Consider the following 21,028-nt stretch of genomic DNA (forward strand, 5'->3'; position numbering starts at 1 on the left):
TTTAATCCTCCTCAAAAGCTTGACAGCTTTTTACTGCTTTTTGCCAACGCTGATACATATGATGAGATAATTGTTTATCTATTTTTGGTTGATAGGTTGCTAGGACATCTGCTTGAAAATCATTCATTGTCCAATAGCCAACAGCAAGCCCTGCTAGATGAGCTGCTCCTAAAGCTGTTGTCTCATTCACTTTTAAACGTGTTACTGGAATTTGTAAAATATCACTTTGGCATTGTAAAAGGAATTTATTCTCAGTTGCACCACCATCTACAAAAAGTTCCTTAATTTTTATATTTGTATCCTGTTGCATAGCTAATACCAAATCTTTACTTTGATAGCACATTGCTTCTAGGGCTGCTCTTGCTAAATGTTCTTTGGTTGTCCCACGTGTAATTCCAACAATAGAACCACGGGCCTGATCATCCCAGTAGGGAGCTCCTAACCCAGTAAAAGCAGGAACAATCACAACACCATCACTATCTTTAACTGAAAAAGCCATTGCTTCTGTTTCACTTGCTTTGTGTATAATGTGAAGGCCGTCACGTAACCACTGAATTAAACTTCCTGAGACAAAAATACTTCCTTCAAGCGCATATTTTGTTTCGCCATTTAACTTCCAAGCGATTGTTGTTAATAAGCCATGATTTGATTGAACAGCATGCTCTCCTGTATTCATCAACAAGAACCCACCTGTTCCATATGTGTTTTTCATTTTCCCTTTTTCAAAACAATTCTGACCAAATAAGGCAGCTTGCTGATCACCTATCATTGCAGCAATAGGAACTTCATGATTATAAAAATGATAAGGAGCTGTACAACAATAAACTTCACTTGAAGACACAACCTCTGGCAACATACTATCTGGAATACCAAACAACTCTAACAGTTCTTGATCCCAGCATTGTTCATAAATATTATAGAGCAATGTCCTTGAAGCATTCGTAACATCAGTAATATGACGTTTTCCACCACTGAGTTTATAGACAAGCCATGAATCAATCGTTCCAAACATCAATTCACCATTGAGTGCTTTGTCTTTCACTCCTGGTACATTTTCGAATATCCATACAAGCTTTGTAGCAGAAAAGTAAGGATCTAAAAGCAATCCTGTCTTTTTACGGATAATGTCTTCTCGTCCAGCATCTTTTAAGCGTTGACAAATTTCATCACTTTGACGAGATTGCCAAACAATCGCATGATAAACAGGAATGCCTGTATTGCGATCCCAAACAACGGTTGTTTCTCTTTGATTTGTAATCCCTATTCCTGCAACCTGCTCAGGTTTAATTCCTGACATTTGAATCGTCTCTGTCATCACCGCTAATGTTGATAACCAGATTTCATTGGCATCATGTTCTACCCAGCCTGGATGAGGAAAAAACTGTTGAAATTCTCTTTGGGAAGACATCACAACTTCAGAGTTATGGTTATATAAAATTGTTCTGGTACTCGTTGTTCCTTGGTCAATTGCAAGGATATATTTTTCCATATATTCCACCTACCTTAATTTAATTAAATCACAATTTCTTACCTGAAACAATCAAAAGACATATTCTATCCAAAGAAAAATACGTATGTAAAATTTCTTAGGTAATAGTCTAAAGACCAAACACTTTATAACATGTTTGGTCTTTTCTATCTTATTACTCATTGATGAGATTATGTCTGTATTATTCATATTGGGAGGTCATATATACAAACATATCATATATTATTTATTATAGAACTTCGGATTCCAATAGTCTTTATTCAATTCTAAAAACTCATCTAATATTTCTTTACCTTTACGATAAGAAGGAACCGTTTTGTTTAATAAGATGGCTTGTAATGCTTTTTCCTGCGATCCTTCTAAACATGCTTCAACAGCAAGTTTTTCATAACCTTTTTGTGCTTCCATTAATGATTTATGAAATTGAGGAATATAACCCACTGCAACTGGTTCAATTCCTGCTGCACCAACATAACACGGAACTTCTACAACCGCATCATGATTAAAGTTTCCAATCGCACCATTGTTCATAACATTTACGATAAACCTTTCTTTCTTGTCGTTAATAATAGAACTTGCTAAATTCACAATATAATTTCCATGAACTCCTGCGACTAAATAAGAATCTTTAGCACTCTTATTTTCAATAACTCTACGACATTCTTGATACACTGTTATTTCTCTACCAGCTAAAACTGAATCTGCTCTCGTAAATTCATGATCAAATTGTTCTAACATTTCATCATGGAAATAATAGTATTGTAAATAACATAGTGGTAGAAAGTCAGGATATGCTTTAAACCCTTTAATAACATTATTAAATGTTTTAAACCAATAATCATCTAATTTTCCTTCATCCTGAACTGCATTAAAACCTGTCATTTTACCACTCACAACATCTTCTCTTAATTGTGGTAGTAAATCCTTACCTTCTTTATTATAAACATTTGTAAACCAACCAAAATGGTTAAGTCCAAAATATTTAAAAGTTAAATCTTTTTCATCATATCCAAAGTACTCAGCAACTTGTTCTTGTTGTGAAATAGGCATATCACAAATACACAACATCTTTGCTTGTGGATAAGTTCTATAAACAGCCTCTGATACCATTGCCTCTGGATTTGAGTAGTTTAATAACCATGCTTGAGGACAAACTTCTAAAGCTGTTTTCACTATTTCTAAAATAGCAGGAATTGTTCTTAAAGCAAAAGCGAATCCCCCTAACCCACAAGTTTCTTGACCAATAAGTCCATGTTTATAACAAGTATGTTCATCAATAGCTCTTTGTTCATTTCGCCCAGGTCTAATTTGAATAAATACATAATCTGCTTCACTCAAAGCTTCTTTTAAATCGGTAGTCCAGCTTGTCTTAATATCATTTCTTCTTTCTGACATATAAATTTTACTAAACTCACCCATATGATAAACTCTTTCATAATCAATATCATGTAAACAAAGTTCTGTTAATTGTATTTCATCTGCTTTTTCTACAAGTGAACCAATAATTCCAGGAGTATGTGTTGAACCAGCTCCAATAATAACAAATTTATTTCCCATCTTTTATCTCCTATTCATCTAACATTGCTTTAAATTCTTTAGCAACTTTATTAACTTCAGTACCAATAATAATCTGAACAGATGTATCACTAAATCTGATGACACCTTTAGCACCTGTTTTTTTAATATTCTCTTCATTGACTAGAGAACCATCTTTTAACTCTAAACGTAAACGGGTTACACAGTTCTCTACTTCTTCCACATTTTCTTTACCACCAACATTTTGAAGTATCTTTTTTGCCATATACTGATAATTTGTATGTTCAAGTTTTATATTCATTTCATCAGCTGAAACTTCATCTTCCTGAAATTCAAGTTCATCTTCTCTACCTGGTGTCTTCAAATCACCTTTTTCAATCATAAATTTGAAGCCAAAATAATAAATAAAGAAGAAAACAATTCCGACTGGTATAATAATCCAAGCATTCGTTCCCATATTAAAGTTTAATACAAAATCAATCACACAGAAATTAATTGACATTCCTAAATGAACATCTAATAAGTAAAGAATTGCTCCTGCTGCCCCTGTAAGCACTGCATGAAAAGCATACAAACGAGGTGCAACAAACATAAATGAGAATTCAACAGGCTCTGTAATACCAGCTACAAAAGTTGTCAAAGCTCCTGAAGTCATTAATGATTTCGTTTTTGCTTTATTTTTTTCTTTAGCAGTTTTATAAATTGCTGCACAAGCACCTGGTAAACCAAACATCATTGGGATAAAGAACATTGCTAAGAATAACCCTGCAGTTGGATCACCAGCTAGGAATCTTGGAATTTCACCTTTAACAACTTCTCCACTTGCAGTGACAAATGTACCTAACTCATAGTAAATATAAGTGTTAACAACATGATGTAATCCGACTGGAATCAATAAACGATTTGTTAAACCAAAGACAAATATTCCAAGAGCACCTGCTCCTGCAATCCATAATCCAAAGCTATTGAGTCCTGCCTGACAAGGCACCCAAATATAACTAAATGCGATTCCCAGTGGAATCATTGCGATTGGTGCTAATGTGACAACAAATTTATCACCTGTAAAGAATGAGAACATTTGTGGTGTTTTCCATTCTCGACTATAGTTATAAATAATTGCTGTTACAGTTCCTACAACAATTCCGGCAAAGACCCCCATACTAATTGTTTCATTCATGGCTGTTAAAACAGCTTTGAATACTGATAATGAGATTACTGCTCCTAAGATTGGTGTTGTTTTATCCTTTGTTTTCGCATAAGCAATAACTGCACCAATTGCAAATAAGACATCCATCATTCCAAAAACAACCCATGAAGCTGTTTCAAGAATAGGTAAGTTAAGTAAATCTGGAGCACTTAAACGTGCTAATAATCCTGCCGCAGGTGTTGCAGCAATTGGAATGAGCATTGCTTTACCTAACTTTGATAACTGTTTTAAAATTTTATTCATCATTTTCCTCTCTCCTTTTCTATATCTTGATAAGTACATAATTCAAAATGTTCTTTTACATACTTTGTCAATTCATTATTTTTTATTGCTTCACATTCTATAATTCTTGGATAAGCAAAACTTGATTCTGTCACAATTTTATAATCTAAATAAGCAGGATGCCACATCACCTCTATAACCCTAGCATCTCCAACCTGTTCTAATAAACAACACATTTCTTTAGCCAAAGCAATACCCTGTTCTTTACAATTTAAAATCTCTTCTTTATTGGTTGACCATGGATCAATTAAAACATCATTACATTTGATATCATCTTGTTTCAATACAAAAGGGTCTCCAAATGAATTACGAACTGGTAATCCATATTCTTTAGATAGTCTTTTGACTATATCAGGATTATTTTTAAATGTATGAATATGGTGATGTGAATCTAAATGTGTTGGAACAATTCCATTGGCATAGACCTTCTCAATTTGAGTTTTCCATTCTTTATACACTTCCTCTTCATCAACAGATGTTGTTTCATCATTGTAAAAAGATAACTTTTTAAAATAACCTTTTTCATCAACAAGTGTTTGATGGCCTTCCATAACAGGCTTTCCACATGTTAGTGTCAAATGAATACCAATTCCTAAACCTGGATTTTGTTTTGCTAAAGCGACTGCATGTTGAAATCCTGGCATTCCTGGCATTAACGTTGTAGACGTTAAAATCCCATCTAAATAGCTATCAATAATTCCATAATTAATAGCATGAGAATAACCAAAATCATCTGCGTTATTAATTAATTTTCTCATTTTTTCTCTCCTCTCTCTAAACAAAAAACCCAAAATATAAAATACGTATGTATCTTATATTCTAGGTTTTGCCTGCTTTATCAGTTACAATCCTATTGACCTAATATTTGGGTCATATGTATCATCAGATATACAATTTCAGCTTGATCCACATCATAATCAAGTTCATTCTTAATATATCTCACAATCTTTTTCTCACATTGTACAAGTTGGGGATTGTTTTTAATTAATAATAAATAAATCCCTTCATTCGTATAACTATCATGTACTTCACCATTTCTAATTCTTCCTATAAAAAACCGAAGATGAGTAATAAGTCTCATATAATTAAGAGAACTTTTATCTAATGTTATATGAAAACTATTCTCTATAATTTTAACAATATCTATAACCATCTGAACCAATTCCATTGATTTTGTTGCTTTTTCATCCTCAGTTTCTGTAACAAAATAAACTGCAAAATAACCAGCTTCATCAATAGAGAGTTTGACATCTAATTGTTGTTCAATATAATCAATAATCCATAAACTAAATTCAAACTCTTCTTTCCAAATTGTTTTAATCTCCATCAAAGTGAGATTAGGAAGTGAGATATTCTGTTTCGCTCTTTCTATTGCTGCAGCTAAGTGATCAGTAAATTGAATAAAGAAAGCTAAACTGATTTTCTTTCCAAATCTCTGCTTTGCTTGTCTAAGAATTTGATCAGATAAACTAAAATATTCAGTAGGCACTCTTGCTAAAAGTTGATTTATTTTCTTCTTTTTATCATCTTCCAAATAAAATTGTTGTGTAATTCTTGCTTTATCTATCTGATCACCAATCTTCTTTTTATAACCAACTCCTGCACCAGTGACAATCATCTCTTCACCTTTTAAATTACAGCAGCTTACAACATTATTGTTGTATATTTTCAAAATTTTCATAAGCCCTCCTAATAAAAGAACACCTATAAATAAACAAATCATATTGTTTATTCTATAGGTGTTGCCTGCCTTATCAGTTACAATCCTAATACTTTATTTAATCATATAATATGCCTTTTTTCTTGTCAACTTTTATTTAGTACTTCATAATCGTTGTTTCACCAGCAAGACATTTTATCACATCAGTTATGAGTTCTATTTTATAATCATCACTATTCAAAATAATAACTGGTGTTTCTAATGTATTGCCTTTGTTTTTAAAGAATTCAAAATCTGCTTCAATAATTGGTACTCCTTGTTTGACAACATCACCAACATTTGCTAAAACATGAAATCCTTCACCTTGGCTTAATGCAGTATCTAATCCTATATGAATAAGAATTTCTAATCCATTATCTAGTTGCATACCAAAAGCATGCTTTGTTTCAGCAATTAAAGTGATTTTCCCATCTGCAGGAGCAACAAAAATATTTTCTACTGGATCAATTGCAACCCCTATTCCCATCATTCCAGATGCAAATACTTCATCTTTGACATCTGACAATTTCATCAGTTTGCCAGATACTGGAGCAACAATCTTCTTCTCTTTTTTAAATATATTAAACATAAACAACCTCCAAAATAAAATAAGACAAAGCACTCTATAAAAGAATACTTTGCCTAATTGAATAGTTACAAATCTTTTTTACACTTATATATTATCAAAGCGTTTACATAGTGTCAATCTTTTTTTATCTTTTATAAACAAAAAGACTTTTTGGTACTGGTACAATTCACTTCCTTTAACATATCATATCACACATTCATGTTATTATTAATGAACATGAAAATTTTATATAATACCAACATTTAATACATATTTTATTCAATCATTTCAGACATATAGAAAAAACATTCCTAAGTAGGAATGCTTAATCATTTATTTCAATTTTAAGTCAACTAATACATCAGCTAAGCCAATATAAGAAGCAGGCGTCATATGAATAAGAGTTTCACGATCTTCATCAGATAAAATATCAAGTCCTTCAGCAAACTTAATAATATCTTCTTTAGAAATACTCTTTCCTCTTGTTAATGCTTTTAATGTATCATAAGCATCTGATCTCCCATATTTTCTTAACATGGTTTGAATCGGTTCAGCTAAAACTTCCCATTTTTCATTTAAATCAGCAGCTAGTTTTTCTTTGTTGACAACACATTTTGCTAAACCATTCATTGTTTCATGAATAGCTTGTAATGAATATCCAAACGCTAATCCTAAATTTCTTTGAGATGAAGAGTCAGATAAATCTCTTTGCATACGTGATTTAGGAAGTTTATTAGATAAAGCTACACAGATATTGTTTGACATATCAATATTTGCTTCACTATTCTCAAAACGAATTGGATTGACTTTATGAGGCATAGTACTACTTCCAACTTCGCCTTTCACAGGAATTTGTTTAAAGTATTCCATTGAAATGTATAGCCACATATCGACATCAAAATCAACCAATACATTGTTAAAATGACGAATACCATCAAGAATATGACAAGTATAATCATGACTTTCAATTTGAGTTGTTAAAGGATTAAAAGTTAATCCTAAATATTCTTCTACAAATTTCTTAGCCATAGTTTGCCAATCAACATTAGGAAAAGCTGTTAAAATAGCACTATAATTTCCAGTTGCTCCATTAAACTTTGCTTTAATTTGAATGCTTTCAATATTCTCAATACTTGACATCAAACGATAAGCATAAACCTTAAATTCTTTACCAATTGTTGTTGGTGTAGCTGGTTGTCCATGTGTATGAGCTAGCATTGCATCATCTTTATGTTCAACTGCCCATTGATTAATCATATTAGCAAATTCTTTAGCTTTAGGTAACCAAACATCTTTTAAACCATATTTTAACATACATGCATAAGATGTATTGTTAATATCTTCAGAAGTACATCCAATATGAACAAAACTGATTAAATAATCATATCCCATATCTTTTAATGCATTTCCAATAAAATATTCAACAGCTTTGACATCATGACGTGTTGTTGCCTCAATGTCTTTAATACTAGCAAATGAATCATAATTAAAATTCTTAGAAATCGCTTCAATTTGACTCATATCAGCTTGATTAAATTTAGCTAAGATATCATTATCAATATTATTAATTAAAAATTTTAACCATTGAATTTCAACAAAAACTCTATACTTAACCAAAGCATATTCAGAAAAGTATTCACCTAAAGCATCTTTAATTCCTGAATAACGTCCATCCAATGGACAAAGAGTCATACTTTCAAATTCTTGTCTCTTCATTTATTTACCACCTTTAAAATATTTTACACCAGCTTCAAATATTTTTTGGTCCATTTCACCATAAATATTCTTATTTCTATTTTCACCTTGACGTTCACTATGTGCCATCTTACCAATAACACGACCATCTGCAGATAATATACCTTCAATTGCACATAATGATCCATTTGGATTATATGGCGATTCCATTGTTGGTTTTCCATCTGTATCTACATATTGTGTAAAGACCTGACCATTATTGAATAATTCTTCAATAACTTCTACTGGTGCCACAAATCGTCCTTCTCCATGAGAAATTGGTACTGTATGAATATCTCCAACATTCACATTTGCTAACCAAGGAGATTTTACAGAGCAGATTCTTGTATCAACCATCTGTGATAAGTGTCGTCCAATAGTATTGAAAGTAAGTGTTGGGTCATCTTTATCCATAGTTTTAATACGACCATATGGAAGAAGTCCTAATTTAACTAAAGCTTGGAATCCATTACAAATACCAATCATTAATCCTTCACGATTATCTAGCAAATCAGTAATTGCATCTTTCAATTTTGGATTTCTTAATACAGTTGCAATAAATTTACCTGATCCTTCTGGTTCATCACCTGCAGAGAATCCTCCAGGTAACATAATAATTTGTGCCTTTTGAATAGCCGCTTCTAATTCATCAACAGATTTCTTAATATCTTCTTCAGTTTTATTTCTAATTAATACCAATTGGACATTTGCTCCCGCTTTTTCAAAAGCACGCTTTGAATCATACTCACAGTTTGTTCCAGGGAAAACTGGAATGACAACATTCACTTCATCATAAATTTTTGAAGCATGTAAAACTGTTCTTTCATCACAATCTTTCATCATCATATCAGTTGTTGGTGCTTTTTCTTTTGTTGGATATACATCATCCAAAACACCTTCATAAATAGCATAAGCATCATCTAATGATAATGATTCATCTTGATAAGAGATAACATGTGTATCATTTGTATGACCAATAATTCTTGTATGATCTAATGTCACTACATTATCATCTTCAACTTCTAAAATAATATTTCCATAATCTTTGCAAATCAATGTCTCTAAAGCAACATCAGCAAGTTCTACACCCACTGCATTACCGAAAGCCATTTTATAAACTGCTTCAATGACTCCACCATCTTTAACAGTATAACTGCTATAAACTTTTCCATCTTGCATTAATTTCATAACAGCATCATACTGTACTTTTAAAGCATCAAAATCATAAACATGGAATTTGTCCTTTGGTAACATCACTTCAACCAATGTATGTCCAGCACCTTTTAATTCAGGAGTGATAACATCTTTGACATCAGCACCAGTGATCGCAAATGATACCAATGTAGGAGGTACATCTAAATCTTCAAATGATCCTGACATAGAATCTTTACCACCAATTGAAGGTAATTTTAATTCAGACTGAACTCTATAAGCTCCAAGTAATGCTGCAAATGGTTTCCCCCATTTGCTAGGAACATCTAATAATTTTTCAAAATATTCCTGGAATGAAAAACGAATTGTATGATAATTTCCACCCATTGCTACAATTTTAGCAACTGATTCTACAATTGCATACATTGCACCATGATATGGTGACCATTTAGAAATAAGTGGATTATATCCATGGCTCATTAATGAACAAGTTGTTGTTTCCTTTCCTAAAACAGGAATTAAAGCAGCCATACCTTCTGTTTCTGTTCTTAATGTTTTCCCACCAAATGGAGACAATACTGTTCCATTTCCAATTGATGAATCAAATCTTTCAACCAAACCTTTTTGTCCACACACTGATAAACGACTTAAAACCTCTTTTGATGTTTCAACAAATGAAGTTTGTGCTTGGTTTGTAAATGGAGTTTTATCAAAGTCTGGTAGTTTCACTTCAATATCTTGGAATCTTGATGCACCATTCTTATCTAAGAATGCTCTATCAATATCAACAATAGTTTGACCTAAATAACTCATTGTTAAACGATTATTATCAGTGACAGTAGCAACTCTTACAACCTCTAAGTTTTCATCAATACAAGCTTGTTTAATAAACGCTTCATCACTTTCTTCAATAACAATTGCCATACGTTCTTGAGACTCAGAAATAGCCAATTCTGTCCCAGTTAAACCTTCATATTTCTTTAAAACTGCATCTAAGTTAATATTTAAACCTGGTGCAAGTTCACCAACAGCTACACAAACACCACCAGCTCCAAAATCATTACAACGAACGATTTTTTCAGAAACAGCTTTGTTTCTAAATAATCTTTGAATTTTTCTTTCTTCTACTGGATTACCTTTTTGAACTTCTGCACCAGCTGTTGTTGTTGTTTTTAATTCATGGGATTTTGATGATCCTGTAGCCCCACCAATTCCATCACGACCAGTTCTACCACCTATCAATAAAACAATATGATCTTTTAATGGTTCTAATCGTTTGACTTGATCTTTTGGTGCAGCTGCTACAACTGCCCCTAGTTCCATACGTTTTGCAACAAATCCATCATCATAAACTTCATGTACATAACCTGTTGTAAGACCAATTTGATTTCCATAACTTGAAAAACCATGAGCAGCTTCCTGACAGATTTTTCTTTGAGGAAGTTTTCCTTTCATTGTTTCATCAAGTGATTTTCTAGGATCACCAGCCCCTGTAATACGCATTGATTGATATACATATGCTCTTCCTGATAATGGATCACGGATTGCTCCACCTAAACATGTTGCAGCTCCACCAAATGGTTCAATTTCTGTAGGATGGTTATGTGTTTCATTTTTGAACATTAATAACCAATCTTCATCTCCTTCAGATGTATGAATCTTTAATTCAACAGAACAAGCATTAATTTCTTCAGAAACTTCTAAATCATCTAAATATCCTGTTTTTCTAAGTTCTTTCATAGAAATTGTTGCTAAGTCCATTAAAGTTAATGGACGTTTTGTATCAATTCCATAAACAAGATGACGAGATGTTTTGTAATCTTCAACATCTTTTTCTAAAATTTCTTTAAATGCCCCATTTTCAATATCTAATTGACTAATAATTGTTGCAAATGTTGTATGACGACAATGATCAGACCAATATGTATCAAGAACTTTTAATTCAGTTTCTGTAGGATCTCTTTGTTCTTCATTCTTAAAATAATCTTGAGTGACTTTTAAATCATCAAAGTTCATTGCCATTCCATTATCTTGAATAAATTGTCTTAATTCATCATCACTATAATTTATAAATCCAGTAATGACTGGAACATGTTCAATATGAACATCACTATCAGTTAAATCATCCATTTTTTCTAGACTCGCTAATCTTTGATCAACTGGATTAATTAAATAATTTTGTACACACTTCACTTGTTCATCAGTTAATTCACCAATAAGAACAATTAATTTTGCACACTTAACTTTCACATTCTTTTCACCAGTTAATAACTGAAAACATTGTTCACAAGCATCAGCTCTTTGATCATATTGACCAGGTAAAAATTCAATTGCAAATATTTTTGCACCAACTGATACAGGATATTCTTCTTTGTAAATATCATCAACCATTGGTTCACTTAAAATCGTTGGAATCCCTTGATTGAGAACATCAACTGATACACCTTGAACATCATAACGATTGACAACACTTAAAGATGTCAATGTATCTAATTTTAATTGTGTTCTTAAATTATTCAAAATTTCATCTGCTTCTACAGCATAATCTTTTCTTTTTTCTACATAAACTCGATAGACTTTACTCATCTTTGCACTCCTTTAATTTAGACCAATGTCTTTACGATAATATTGACCATCAAACTGAATAACCTCAGCTGCTTTATAAACCTTTTCCCTTGTTTCTTCTAAAGAACACCCTAATGCACAAATATTTAATACACGACCACCATTTGTGACAACTTCATCTTTATCATTAAAAGCAGTCCCAGCATGAAAAATAATGATATCATTGTCTACTTTTTCAAAACCTGTTATCACAGAACCCTTTGGATAACTACCTGGATACCCTGGAGCTGCGAGAACCAGACAAGCAACATGTTCATCCTTCCATGACACATTCACTTTATCAAGTGTAGACGTTGACACTGCATACATAATATCAAACAAATCACTATCAAGTCTTAATAAGATAGACTGTGTTTCAGGATCACCAAAACGGACATTAAACTCAAGAACTTTCGCTTTTCCATCTTCAATCATCAAACCAATGAACACTACACCACGATAGTCCATGTGATCTTCTGCTAATCCAGCCATAAATGGATCAAGGATATCTTTTTGAATTGTTTCATCCATGCCTTCAGGCATGAATGGATTTGGAGATACAGTCCCCATACCACCAGTATTTGGACCTTTATTTCCATCATAGATTTGCTTATGATCTTTGGCACTTACCATTGGGACGATTGTTTTTCCATCAGTAAAGCAAAGTAATGAACATTCAAATCCTGTTAAGAATTCCTCTAACACAACTTTACTTCCAGCACCATCTAAACTTCCATCAATCATCATTTCTTTCAATGTCTCAATTGCTGTTTTTTCATCGTCGCAAATCACAACACCCTTACCAGCAGCTAATCCATCTGCTTTGACAACAACTGGATAAGTAAATGATGTTAAGGCTGCTACAGCTTCGTCATATGTATTTACTTCTTTATAAGCAGCTGTTGGAATATGATGTCTTGCCATGAAATCTTTAGAAAAAGCTTTACTTCCTTCTAAAGTTGCAGCATGTTTTGTTGGACCAAATACTTTATGACCATGTTCTTCTAATAAATCTGCAAGCCCCATACATAATGGGACTTCTGGACCAATAACAGTAAAATCGATATTGTTATCTTCTACAAACTTTAAAATCCCCTCTAAGTCTTCTACACTCCCAGGATGACAAGTTCCTATTTGAGCAATTCCGGGATTTCCTGGAATAGCATGAATTTCATCAACACGAGGACTTTTATTTAATCCATATGCAATCGCATGTTCACGACCACCACTACCAATAATTAATACTTTCATGGTTTCCTCCTTTTATGATTTTGGATATACAATTTTGAATCTTTCACAAACAACAAGCATATCTTCAGTAAACTTCTGATGAATGCTTTGCATTTCACTTTCAAAAAATGTTCTATGAACTTCTCGCCAATAGGTAAGAGTACGGTCACCCTCACCCTCAAGATAAGCCTGCTCTTCATCAACCTGATAAAAAGGAACTATATCAATCTGTGTTGTTTGAATAATACACACAGCTTGATTCTGACTGTCTAATATGATACTGTAATCTCCCACCGCAGGTACTGGTTCATTCTCTGCCTTATAAACAGGATAAGAGGAAGCTGTTGCTGTTTTTGTTCCTTGTAATGTTAATTGAGCCAATTTGTCTTGAGCACAACCATACTGCCATGCTAAATAAGTATCATCAGCCTTTTTATCTGGAAAAGCTTGCCACATTTCTTCTGCGTTCATGCTCTTTATCCTTTAATGTCTAAAATGTCTAAATCCACTAAAGACCATTGGGATATTATGTTCATTACACAAATCAATAGAATCTTGATCTCTAACACTACCACCTGGCTGAATGATAGAAGTCATTCCTGCATCTACAGCAACTTGAACACAGTCATTAAATGGGAAGAATGCATCACTTGCTAAAACAGCTCCATGAAAATCTTTATCAGGATTATTATGAATAGCATTTTCTAAAGCCCATACACGTGAAGTTTGTCCGCCACCAATCGCTAAAGTCACACCATTTTTAACAATACAAATAGCATTTGATTTTACAAATTTAACAACTTTCATTCCAAATTCCATATCAGATAATTGTTCTTGTGTAGGTTTAGCATGAGTTACAACTTTCATTTCATCAATCATTTTGGTATTAATATCTTGTACCAATACTTTTCCTTCAAGATATTTAATATCATATTTTGCATCTCTTGCACCTAAATTGTTTAATTTTAATACACGCAAATTCTTTTTTGTTCTTAGAACTTCTAATGCATCATCATCAAAATCTGGAGCAGCTACAATTTCTAAGAAGATTTTTTTCATTTCTAAAGCCGTTGCTTTATCAATTTTATAGTTAACTGCTACAATACCACCAAAGATGGATTGTGGGTCTGCTTTATATGCTTTCATGTATGATTCATAGCCAGTTTCTGCAATTGCAACACCACATGGAGTAGAATGTTTAATAGCTGCTGTTACAATTTGATCACCAAATTCTCTAACAACTGCAATAGCTCCATATAAATCATTAACATTATTAAATGAAATTTCTTTACCATTTAATTGTTCATAATCTAACAAAGATTCTTGAACAAATCCATCTACATAAGCATTGGCTCTCTGTTGTGAGTTTTCTCCATATCTTAAATGCTCAGATTTCTTTAAAGATATATTCAAAATATCAGGGAAATCATCTCCAACAACCCCTGCAAAATAGCGAGATATCATTGCATCATAAGCTCCAGTTGTACTAAATGCTTTATAAGCTAAATTTAATCTAAAGTTTTCATCATCAGTTTTCTCTTGAAGTGCATCCAAGACAGATGGATAATCTGCTGGATCAGTCACAATTAAGACATCCTTAAAATTCTTAGCTGCGCTTCTAATCATTGATGGTCCACCAATATCAATATTTTCAATCATATCTTCCATTGGTTTACCAGCTTTTAATGCCTTTTCAAATTCATATAAATTCACACAAACCAAATCAATTGGTTGAATATCATGTTCTTGAACAGTTGCAACATGTTCAGGCAAATCTCTTCTAAATAACAATCCGCCATGAACTTTAGGATGTAAAGTTTTCACACGACCATCTAAGATTTCTGGAAACCCAGTGACATCGTCAATTGCAATCGCTGCAATTCCTGCTTCTTGTAATTTGCTTAATGTTCCTCCTGTTGAAACAATTTCAAATCCTAATTGAACTAAACCTTGGCAAAATTCAACAATTCCATCTTTGTTAGTGACACTGACTAATGCTCTTCTCATAATATTTCCACCCTTTCATTTTCAACTTTCAATTGACCATTACAAAACAATCTGACAGCCTCTGGTAAGATACGATGCTCAATTGTTAAAACCATCTTTTGCATCTCTTCAGGTGATCTCGCTTGTGATACATCCATCGCTTCTTGAAGAATAATTGGTCCTCCATCAACAACTGGAGAGACAAAATGAACAGTTGCTCCAGCAACCTTCACACCACGCTTGAAAGCATGTTCATGGACATGCAAACCATAGAAACCAGGCCCACAAAATGCTGGTATCAATGATGGATGAATATTTATTATTCTATTCTGATAAAGTTCTGTAAGTTCATCACTTAATATCGCAAGATATCCTGCTAAAACAATTAATTCAACGCCTTCTTCTTTCAAGCGTTGTATCAGTAATTGATCATCCTTAATACACTCTGCCTGAATTCCTGCATTTTTAGCTCTTTCTAATCCATATGCTTTTTTTCTATTAGAAACAACCAAAACAATTTCACCATTGATGCTACCACTCTGGGTAGCATCAATAAGTGATTGCAGGTTTGTTCCTCCACCAGAAACAAAGACTGCGATTTTTAGCATAATTTAACTCCTTTTTCGCCTTCTTCAATATGACCAACAACATAACATGTGTCCCCAGCAGCTTCAATTGCAGCCATAGCCTTTTCTTGATCAGCAGGGTCTAAAGCAATAATCATCCCTAATCCCATGTTAAATGTGTTATACATCATATCTTCATTTATATTTCCATTTTTTGCTATTAAATCAAAAATAGCTGGAACTTTATAACTGTCTTTTTTCACAATAGCCTTCACACCATCAGGCAACATTCTAGGAATATTTTCATCAAATCCTCCACCAGTGATATGACTACACCCTTTAATTTTTACACCTGCATTTTTAACATTCTTTAATGCTTTGACATAAATTCTTGTTGGCTCAATTAAAGCTTCACCAAGTGTTTTTCCTAACTCATCATAGTAAGTCTCTAAAGACTCTTTAGTTATATCAAAAACTGAACGTACTAATGAGAATCCATTACTATGAACACCACTAGAAGCAATCCCAACCAAAACATCACCTGGTTTAATATTTTCACCATTAATAATATCTTTTTTATCAACAACACCAACTGCAAATCCAGCAAGATCATAATCATCCTCTGGCATTAATCCAGGATGTTCAGCAGTTTCACCACCAACAAGAGCACATTCAGATTGCTTACATCCCTCAGCAACACCACTGACAATAGTTGCAATTTTTTCTGGATAGTTTTTACCACATGCTATATAGTCAAGGAAAAATAAAGGTTCACCACCAGAACATGCAATATCATTGACACACATAGCCACAGCATCAATTCCAATCGTATCGTGTTTATCCATGACAAATGCAAGTTTGACTTTTGTCCCACATCCATCAGTCCCAGACAATAGCACTGGTTCTTCCATGTTTTTAATTGCACTTAAATCAAATGCCCCAGCAAATCCACCAAGTCCACCTAATACTTCTGGTCTCATTGTTTCTTTCACATGTTTTTTCATCAATTCTACTGATTTATATCCTGCTTCAATATCTACTCCAGCTTTTTTGTAATCCATCGTTTCTCTCCTTTTATTTATTTTGCATACGCGCTAAAACTGCTTTATATGTTTGAATTAAATCCCCAATATCTTGTCTAAATACATCTTTATCATATTTCTGGTTTGTATCAACATCCCATAAACGGCATGAATCAGGTGAAATTTCATCTGCCAATAAGATCTCTCCATTTTCAGTTTTTCCAAACTCAATTTTAAAATCAACCAATTTCAGGTTTAATTTTAAGAAAAACTCTTTTAACAATTCATTAATTTTCAAAGTTGTATCTCGGATATATGCTAATTCTTCACGTGTTGCAAGTTTTAAAGCAATAGCGTGATCACTGTTGATTAATGGATCACCGTAATCATCATTTTTATAACATAACTCAAAGATGGGTTCATCTAAAACAACACCTTCAGGAAATCCTAATCTTTTACAAAAAGATCCTGCTGTCATATTTCTAATAATAACTTCTAATGGAAAGATTTCCACTTTCTTCACTTTGATATCACGGTCATTGATTTTTTCAATCATATGAGTTTTGATTCCAGCTTCCTCTAACATATCAAAAATAATACTTGAGATTGTGTTATTTAAAACACCTTTTCCTTCAAATTGATCATGTTTTACACCATTACCAGCTGTTGCATCATCTTTATAATGGATAATATATTCATCTTCTTTATCTGTCTTATAAACTTGTTTTGCTTTTCCTTCATACAATAATTCTGCCATTTTTTCTTTGCACCTTTTATTTAAATTTTTCTATCATTTGATCATTAGCACGCATTGCTTGTACTTCCATGTCTTTTCTATAAGCCATTAATTTTTCTTTAATACTATCATGTTTAATAGCCATAATTTGTAATGCTAAATAAGCAGCATTCTTGCTTCCATTAATAGCCACTGTTGCAACGGGAATTCCAGAAGGCATTTGAACAATTGATAACAATGCATCCATACCATCTAATGTTGCACCACTAATAGGTACACCAATCACTGGTAATACAGTTTGTGAAGCCACAACACCTGGTAAAGCCGCTGCCATTCCGGCTGCTGTAATGATCACTTCTGTTCCATCAGTTTCTGTTTCTTGAATAAATGTACTTAATCCTAAATGAGCACGATGTGCTGAAAGACATCTCACGTTTACTTCCACACCATAATCCTTTAAAATCTCTACAGCTGGTTCAACTTTTCCTAAATCACTTGTTGAACCCATAATAATTGCAACTTTCATTTTTCTTCTTCCTTTCTTCTTAAACGCCAAAAGAGACAGTTGTCTCTTCTAGAATAAACCTACTATTTTTCCTTCTTCGTCAATATCCATATTGACAGCAGCTGGAACTTTAGGAAGTCCAGGCATACGCATGATATCACCACTAATAGCCACCAAGAAACCTGCTCCAGTATTAGGAATCAAATCACTAATAGTTACTTTAAAACCACTAGGTTTTCCTAATAATGTTGGATCATCAGACAAAGAATATTGTGTTTTCGCAACACAGATTGGCAAATTACCCAATCCTTGTGATTCATATTTCTTCATCTTATTTAAAACTTTCTTAGAGAAAGTGACATCATCTGCACCATATATTTCTTTTGCAATCGTCTTAATTTTATCAGCAATAGGTAAATCAAGACTATAAATCGGAGCAAAATGAGCTTCATCTTTTGCTAAAATATCTAGTAATTTTTCAGCTAACTCAATTCCACCTTCTGCACCCTTTTCCCAAACCTTACTAATTGCTACATCAACACCCTTAGCCTGACAAATTTCATTTAATAACTGTAATTCTGCTTCTGTATCTGTTGGGAAAGCATTAATTGCAACAATGCTTGGTAAATTGTATTTCGCAATATTTTCAATATGCTTTTCAAGATTTTCAATCCCTGCTCTTAAAGCATCTAAATTTTCTTCATTTAAATCTTTTTTAGCAACACCTCCATGCATCTTTAGAGCACGAACTGTTGCAACAATAACAACTGCATCAGGAGAAAGTTCCGCTTGACGACATTTAATATCTAAGAACTTCTCGGCACCTAAATCAGCACCAAAACCTGCTTCTGTAATAGCATAATCGCCTAATTTCATAGCTAACTGTGTCGCCATAACAGAATTACATCCATGAGCAATATTTGCAAAAGGACCGCCATGAACAAAAACAGGTGTATGATCTAATGTTTGAACTAAATTTGGTTTAATCGCATCTTTCAACAATAAAGTCACAGCCCCAGTCGCTTTAATATCATTAACTGTAACAGGTTCACCAGCATGATTATATGCAACAATCATACGTCCTGCACGTGCTTTTAAATCTTCTAATGATGTTGCCAAACATAATATAGCCATAACTTCACTTGCTACACTAATATCAAATCCATCTTCTCTAGGTACACCATTGACCTTTCCGCCAAGTCCAACAACAATATGACGTAAAGCACGATCATTTAAATCAACAACGCGCTTCCAAACAATTTGTCTTGTATCAATATCTAATGGATTCCCCTGTTGAATAGAGTTATCAAGCATAGCTGCAATCAAATTATTAGCAGTTGTAATAGCATGAATATCTCCAGTAAAATGAAGATTAATATCTTCCATTGGAACAACTTGTGCATACCCCCCACCTGCTGCTCCACCCTTAACACCAAAACAAGGCCCTAAACTTGGTTCTCGCATAGCCACAACTGATTTTTTTCCTAGTTTGTTTAAGGCTTGTGACAAGCCAATCATTGTTGTTGTTTTTCCTTCTCCAGCAGGAGTCGGATTAATTGCTGTAACAAGAATCAATTTTCCATCTTCATTGTTTTTGAGTTTTGAAATGGCTTCTAAAGAAATTTTAGCTTTATACTTTCCATAAAGCTCTAAATCATCTTCATCCAACCCTACTTTTTGAGCAATTTCTTTAATTGGTTTCATTTTAGCACTTTGTGCGATTTCTACATCTGTTAACATAATGCCACCCTTTCTTTTTCACTTTTTTATCAAGGACTTCAACACTTCTTTTATACCATAAATCGTGGTTTTTCACCAGTGTAATTGCTATCATTTATAGAAAAACCAAAAAAAGAGCCTACTCGTCCAGACATTTGCCCAGACGGTCGACTCTTTCCTATTATACTCCATGTGGTTCATTCCACTTCCGCCAGTTGTATAACTAAGTGAATAATATCATTTCTTGTATCATATTTCAACCAAATTCCGACATTTTTTCATGAAATTTTAATAGCAATTGAGGAATGATTGAATAGCATCATCAATAACTTCTTTATTCATAGCAGAAGTTGGAACACTATCTCCATTATCCAGCCTTAACTCTCCACTTTTAATCAATTCAATATGCTCCATATTCACAAAATATCGCGGATGCATCTGAAAAAAATGATACTCTACTAACATTTGCTTAGTTCTTTTTAAATCCTCAAAGAACCCTTTGTATCGTCCTTTTGTCGTCACTACCACTGTTTCTCTCATACCTGTTTCAATATATTCAATTTCACTAGGCACTAAATTCAAAACTTCTCCTGTCAATGAGAAAAAATGAATTTGAAAATGAAGCTTTTTATAAACTTCTAAAGCTCTTTGAAACTCACTTGCTAATAATTTTTCTTGTGGTTTCATTAACAATTGAAAACCGTCCGCTCTAAACACCTCATGCATATATTTATAATCATCACATACAAAGAAAAGAATACAATCAGGATTTTTTTCCTTTAACATTTTCCCTAATTCAAATCCATTTCTCCCATTAATAATTCCTCCTAAAAAAGCCATATCATATTCCTCACGTTCTAAACGTTTAGCAACCCCTGGAGTTTGTGTATAACTTTCAAACACCAACTCTTCATCACAAGGAAATGATTTCAATTTTTCGATTAAATGATCTACATAATCTCCATTTTCTTCACATACTAGTATTTTCATAAT

The 21,028-nt window shown here is 33.1% G+C and carries 17 protein-coding genes and 1 riboswitch; all 17 genes read right to left on the reverse strand.

What is annotated here, in order from left to right; all coding sequences use genetic code 11:
- Nucleotide 1: 1 nt before the first annotated feature.
- The 17 genes from glpK to GQF29_RS04020 all read right to left on the reverse strand — a co-directional run bounded on the left by glpK (nucleotide 2) and on the right by GQF29_RS04020 (nucleotide 21,025).
- Nucleotides 2-1,489 (reverse strand): glycerol kinase GlpK, encoded by a 1,488-nt coding sequence (glpK, locus tag GQF29_RS03940; RefSeq protein WP_008788073.1) that lies wholly within the window; start codon nucleotides 1,487-1,489, stop codon nucleotides 2-4.
- Nucleotides 1,490-1,711: 222 nt separating this feature from the next.
- Nucleotides 1,712-3,046 carry a family 4 glycosyl hydrolase gene (locus tag GQF29_RS03945; RefSeq protein WP_008788072.1) on the reverse strand — a complete coding sequence of 445 codons (1,335 nt, stop codon included), beginning with the start codon at nucleotides 3,044-3,046 and terminating at the stop codon, nucleotides 1,712-1,714.
- 10 nt (nucleotides 3,047-3,056) lie between these two features.
- Nucleotides 3,057-4,478: a PTS transporter subunit EIIC gene (locus tag GQF29_RS03950; protein WP_008788071.1), complete on the reverse strand. Its 1,422-nt coding sequence runs from the start codon at nucleotides 4,476-4,478 to the stop codon at nucleotides 3,057-3,059.
- Nucleotides 4,475-5,272: a carbohydrate deacetylase gene (locus GQF29_RS03955; protein ID WP_008788070.1), complete on the reverse strand. Its 798-nt coding sequence runs from the start codon at nucleotides 5,270-5,272 to the stop codon at nucleotides 4,475-4,477. Before GQF29_RS03955 ends, GQF29_RS03950 begins: the two co-directional genes overlap by 4 nt.
- 92 nt (nucleotides 5,273-5,364) lie before the next feature.
- The gene (locus GQF29_RS03960; protein ID WP_008788069.1) at nucleotides 5,365-6,195 is read right to left on the reverse strand and encodes a PRD domain-containing protein; all 831 of its coding nucleotides are present in this window, start codon (nucleotides 6,193-6,195) and stop codon (nucleotides 5,365-5,367) included.
- Between the two features lie 136 nt (nucleotides 6,196-6,331).
- A complete protein-coding gene (locus GQF29_RS03965) occupies nucleotides 6,332-6,802 on the reverse strand; it encodes a PTS sugar transporter subunit IIA (protein ID WP_008788068.1) in 471 nt (156 codons plus the stop codon).
- 312 nt (nucleotides 6,803-7,114) lie between these two features.
- Nucleotides 7,115-8,497, reverse strand: coding sequence for an adenylosuccinate lyase (gene purB / locus GQF29_RS03970; RefSeq protein WP_008788067.1), 1,383 nt, complete (start codon nucleotides 8,495-8,497; stop codon nucleotides 7,115-7,117).
- Nucleotides 8,498-12,253: a phosphoribosylformylglycinamidine synthase gene (locus GQF29_RS03975; RefSeq protein WP_008788066.1), complete on the reverse strand. Its 3,756-nt coding sequence runs from the start codon at nucleotides 12,251-12,253 to the stop codon at nucleotides 8,498-8,500.
- Nucleotides 12,254-12,265: 12 nt separating this feature from the next.
- A complete protein-coding gene (purD, locus tag GQF29_RS03980; RefSeq protein WP_008788065.1) occupies nucleotides 12,266-13,522 on the reverse strand; it encodes a phosphoribosylamine--glycine ligase in 1,257 nt (418 codons plus the stop codon).
- 12 nt (nucleotides 13,523-13,534) lie between these two features.
- On the reverse strand, nucleotides 13,535-13,972 hold the full coding sequence (locus GQF29_RS03985) for an ASCH domain-containing protein (protein WP_008788064.1): 438 nt from the start codon (nucleotides 13,970-13,972) through the stop codon (nucleotides 13,535-13,537).
- Nucleotides 13,973-13,984: 12 nt separating this feature from the next.
- Nucleotides 13,985-15,508 (reverse strand): bifunctional phosphoribosylaminoimidazolecarboxamide formyltransferase/IMP cyclohydrolase, encoded by a 1,524-nt coding sequence (gene purH / locus GQF29_RS03990; protein WP_008788063.1) that lies wholly within the window; start codon nucleotides 15,506-15,508, stop codon nucleotides 13,985-13,987.
- Complete coding sequence (gene purN / locus GQF29_RS03995; RefSeq protein WP_008788062.1) at nucleotides 15,505-16,095, reverse strand: phosphoribosylglycinamide formyltransferase; 591 nt, start codon at nucleotides 16,093-16,095, stop codon at nucleotides 15,505-15,507. Before purN ends, purH begins: the two co-directional genes overlap by 4 nt.
- Nucleotides 16,089-17,114, reverse strand: a complete 1,026-nt coding sequence (purM, locus tag GQF29_RS04000; protein WP_008788061.1) for a phosphoribosylformylglycinamidine cyclo-ligase — start codon at nucleotides 17,112-17,114, stop codon at nucleotides 16,089-16,091. Before purM ends, purN begins: the two co-directional genes overlap by 7 nt.
- A 13-nt stretch (nucleotides 17,115-17,127) precedes the next feature.
- Entirely contained in the window at nucleotides 17,128-17,832 is a 705-nt protein-coding gene (gene purC, locus GQF29_RS04005; protein ID WP_008788060.1) for a phosphoribosylaminoimidazolesuccinocarboxamide synthase, read from the reverse strand.
- A gap of 16 nt (nucleotides 17,833-17,848) precedes the next feature.
- A complete protein-coding gene (gene purE, locus GQF29_RS04010) occupies nucleotides 17,849-18,337 on the reverse strand; it encodes a 5-(carboxyamino)imidazole ribonucleotide mutase (protein ID WP_008788059.1) in 489 nt (162 codons plus the stop codon).
- Nucleotides 18,338-18,385: 48 nt separating this feature from the next.
- Complete coding sequence (locus tag GQF29_RS04015; protein WP_008788058.1) at nucleotides 18,386-20,056, reverse strand: formate--tetrahydrofolate ligase; 1,671 nt, start codon at nucleotides 20,054-20,056, stop codon at nucleotides 18,386-18,388.
- Between the two features lie 129 nt (nucleotides 20,057-20,185).
- Nucleotides 20,186-20,264, reverse strand: a riboswitch (ZMP/ZTP riboswitch).
- 59 nt (nucleotides 20,265-20,323) lie between these two features.
- A complete protein-coding gene (locus GQF29_RS04020) occupies nucleotides 20,324-21,025 on the reverse strand; it encodes a LytR/AlgR family response regulator transcription factor (protein ID WP_008788057.1) in 702 nt (233 codons plus the stop codon).
- Nucleotides 21,026-21,028: the final 3 nt, after the last annotated feature.

The organism is Coprobacillus cateniformis (genome assembly GCF_009767585.1).
In the GTDB taxonomy this organism is placed as follows: Bacteria; Bacillota_I; Bacilli_A; order Erysipelotrichales; family Coprobacillaceae; genus Coprobacillus; species Coprobacillus cateniformis.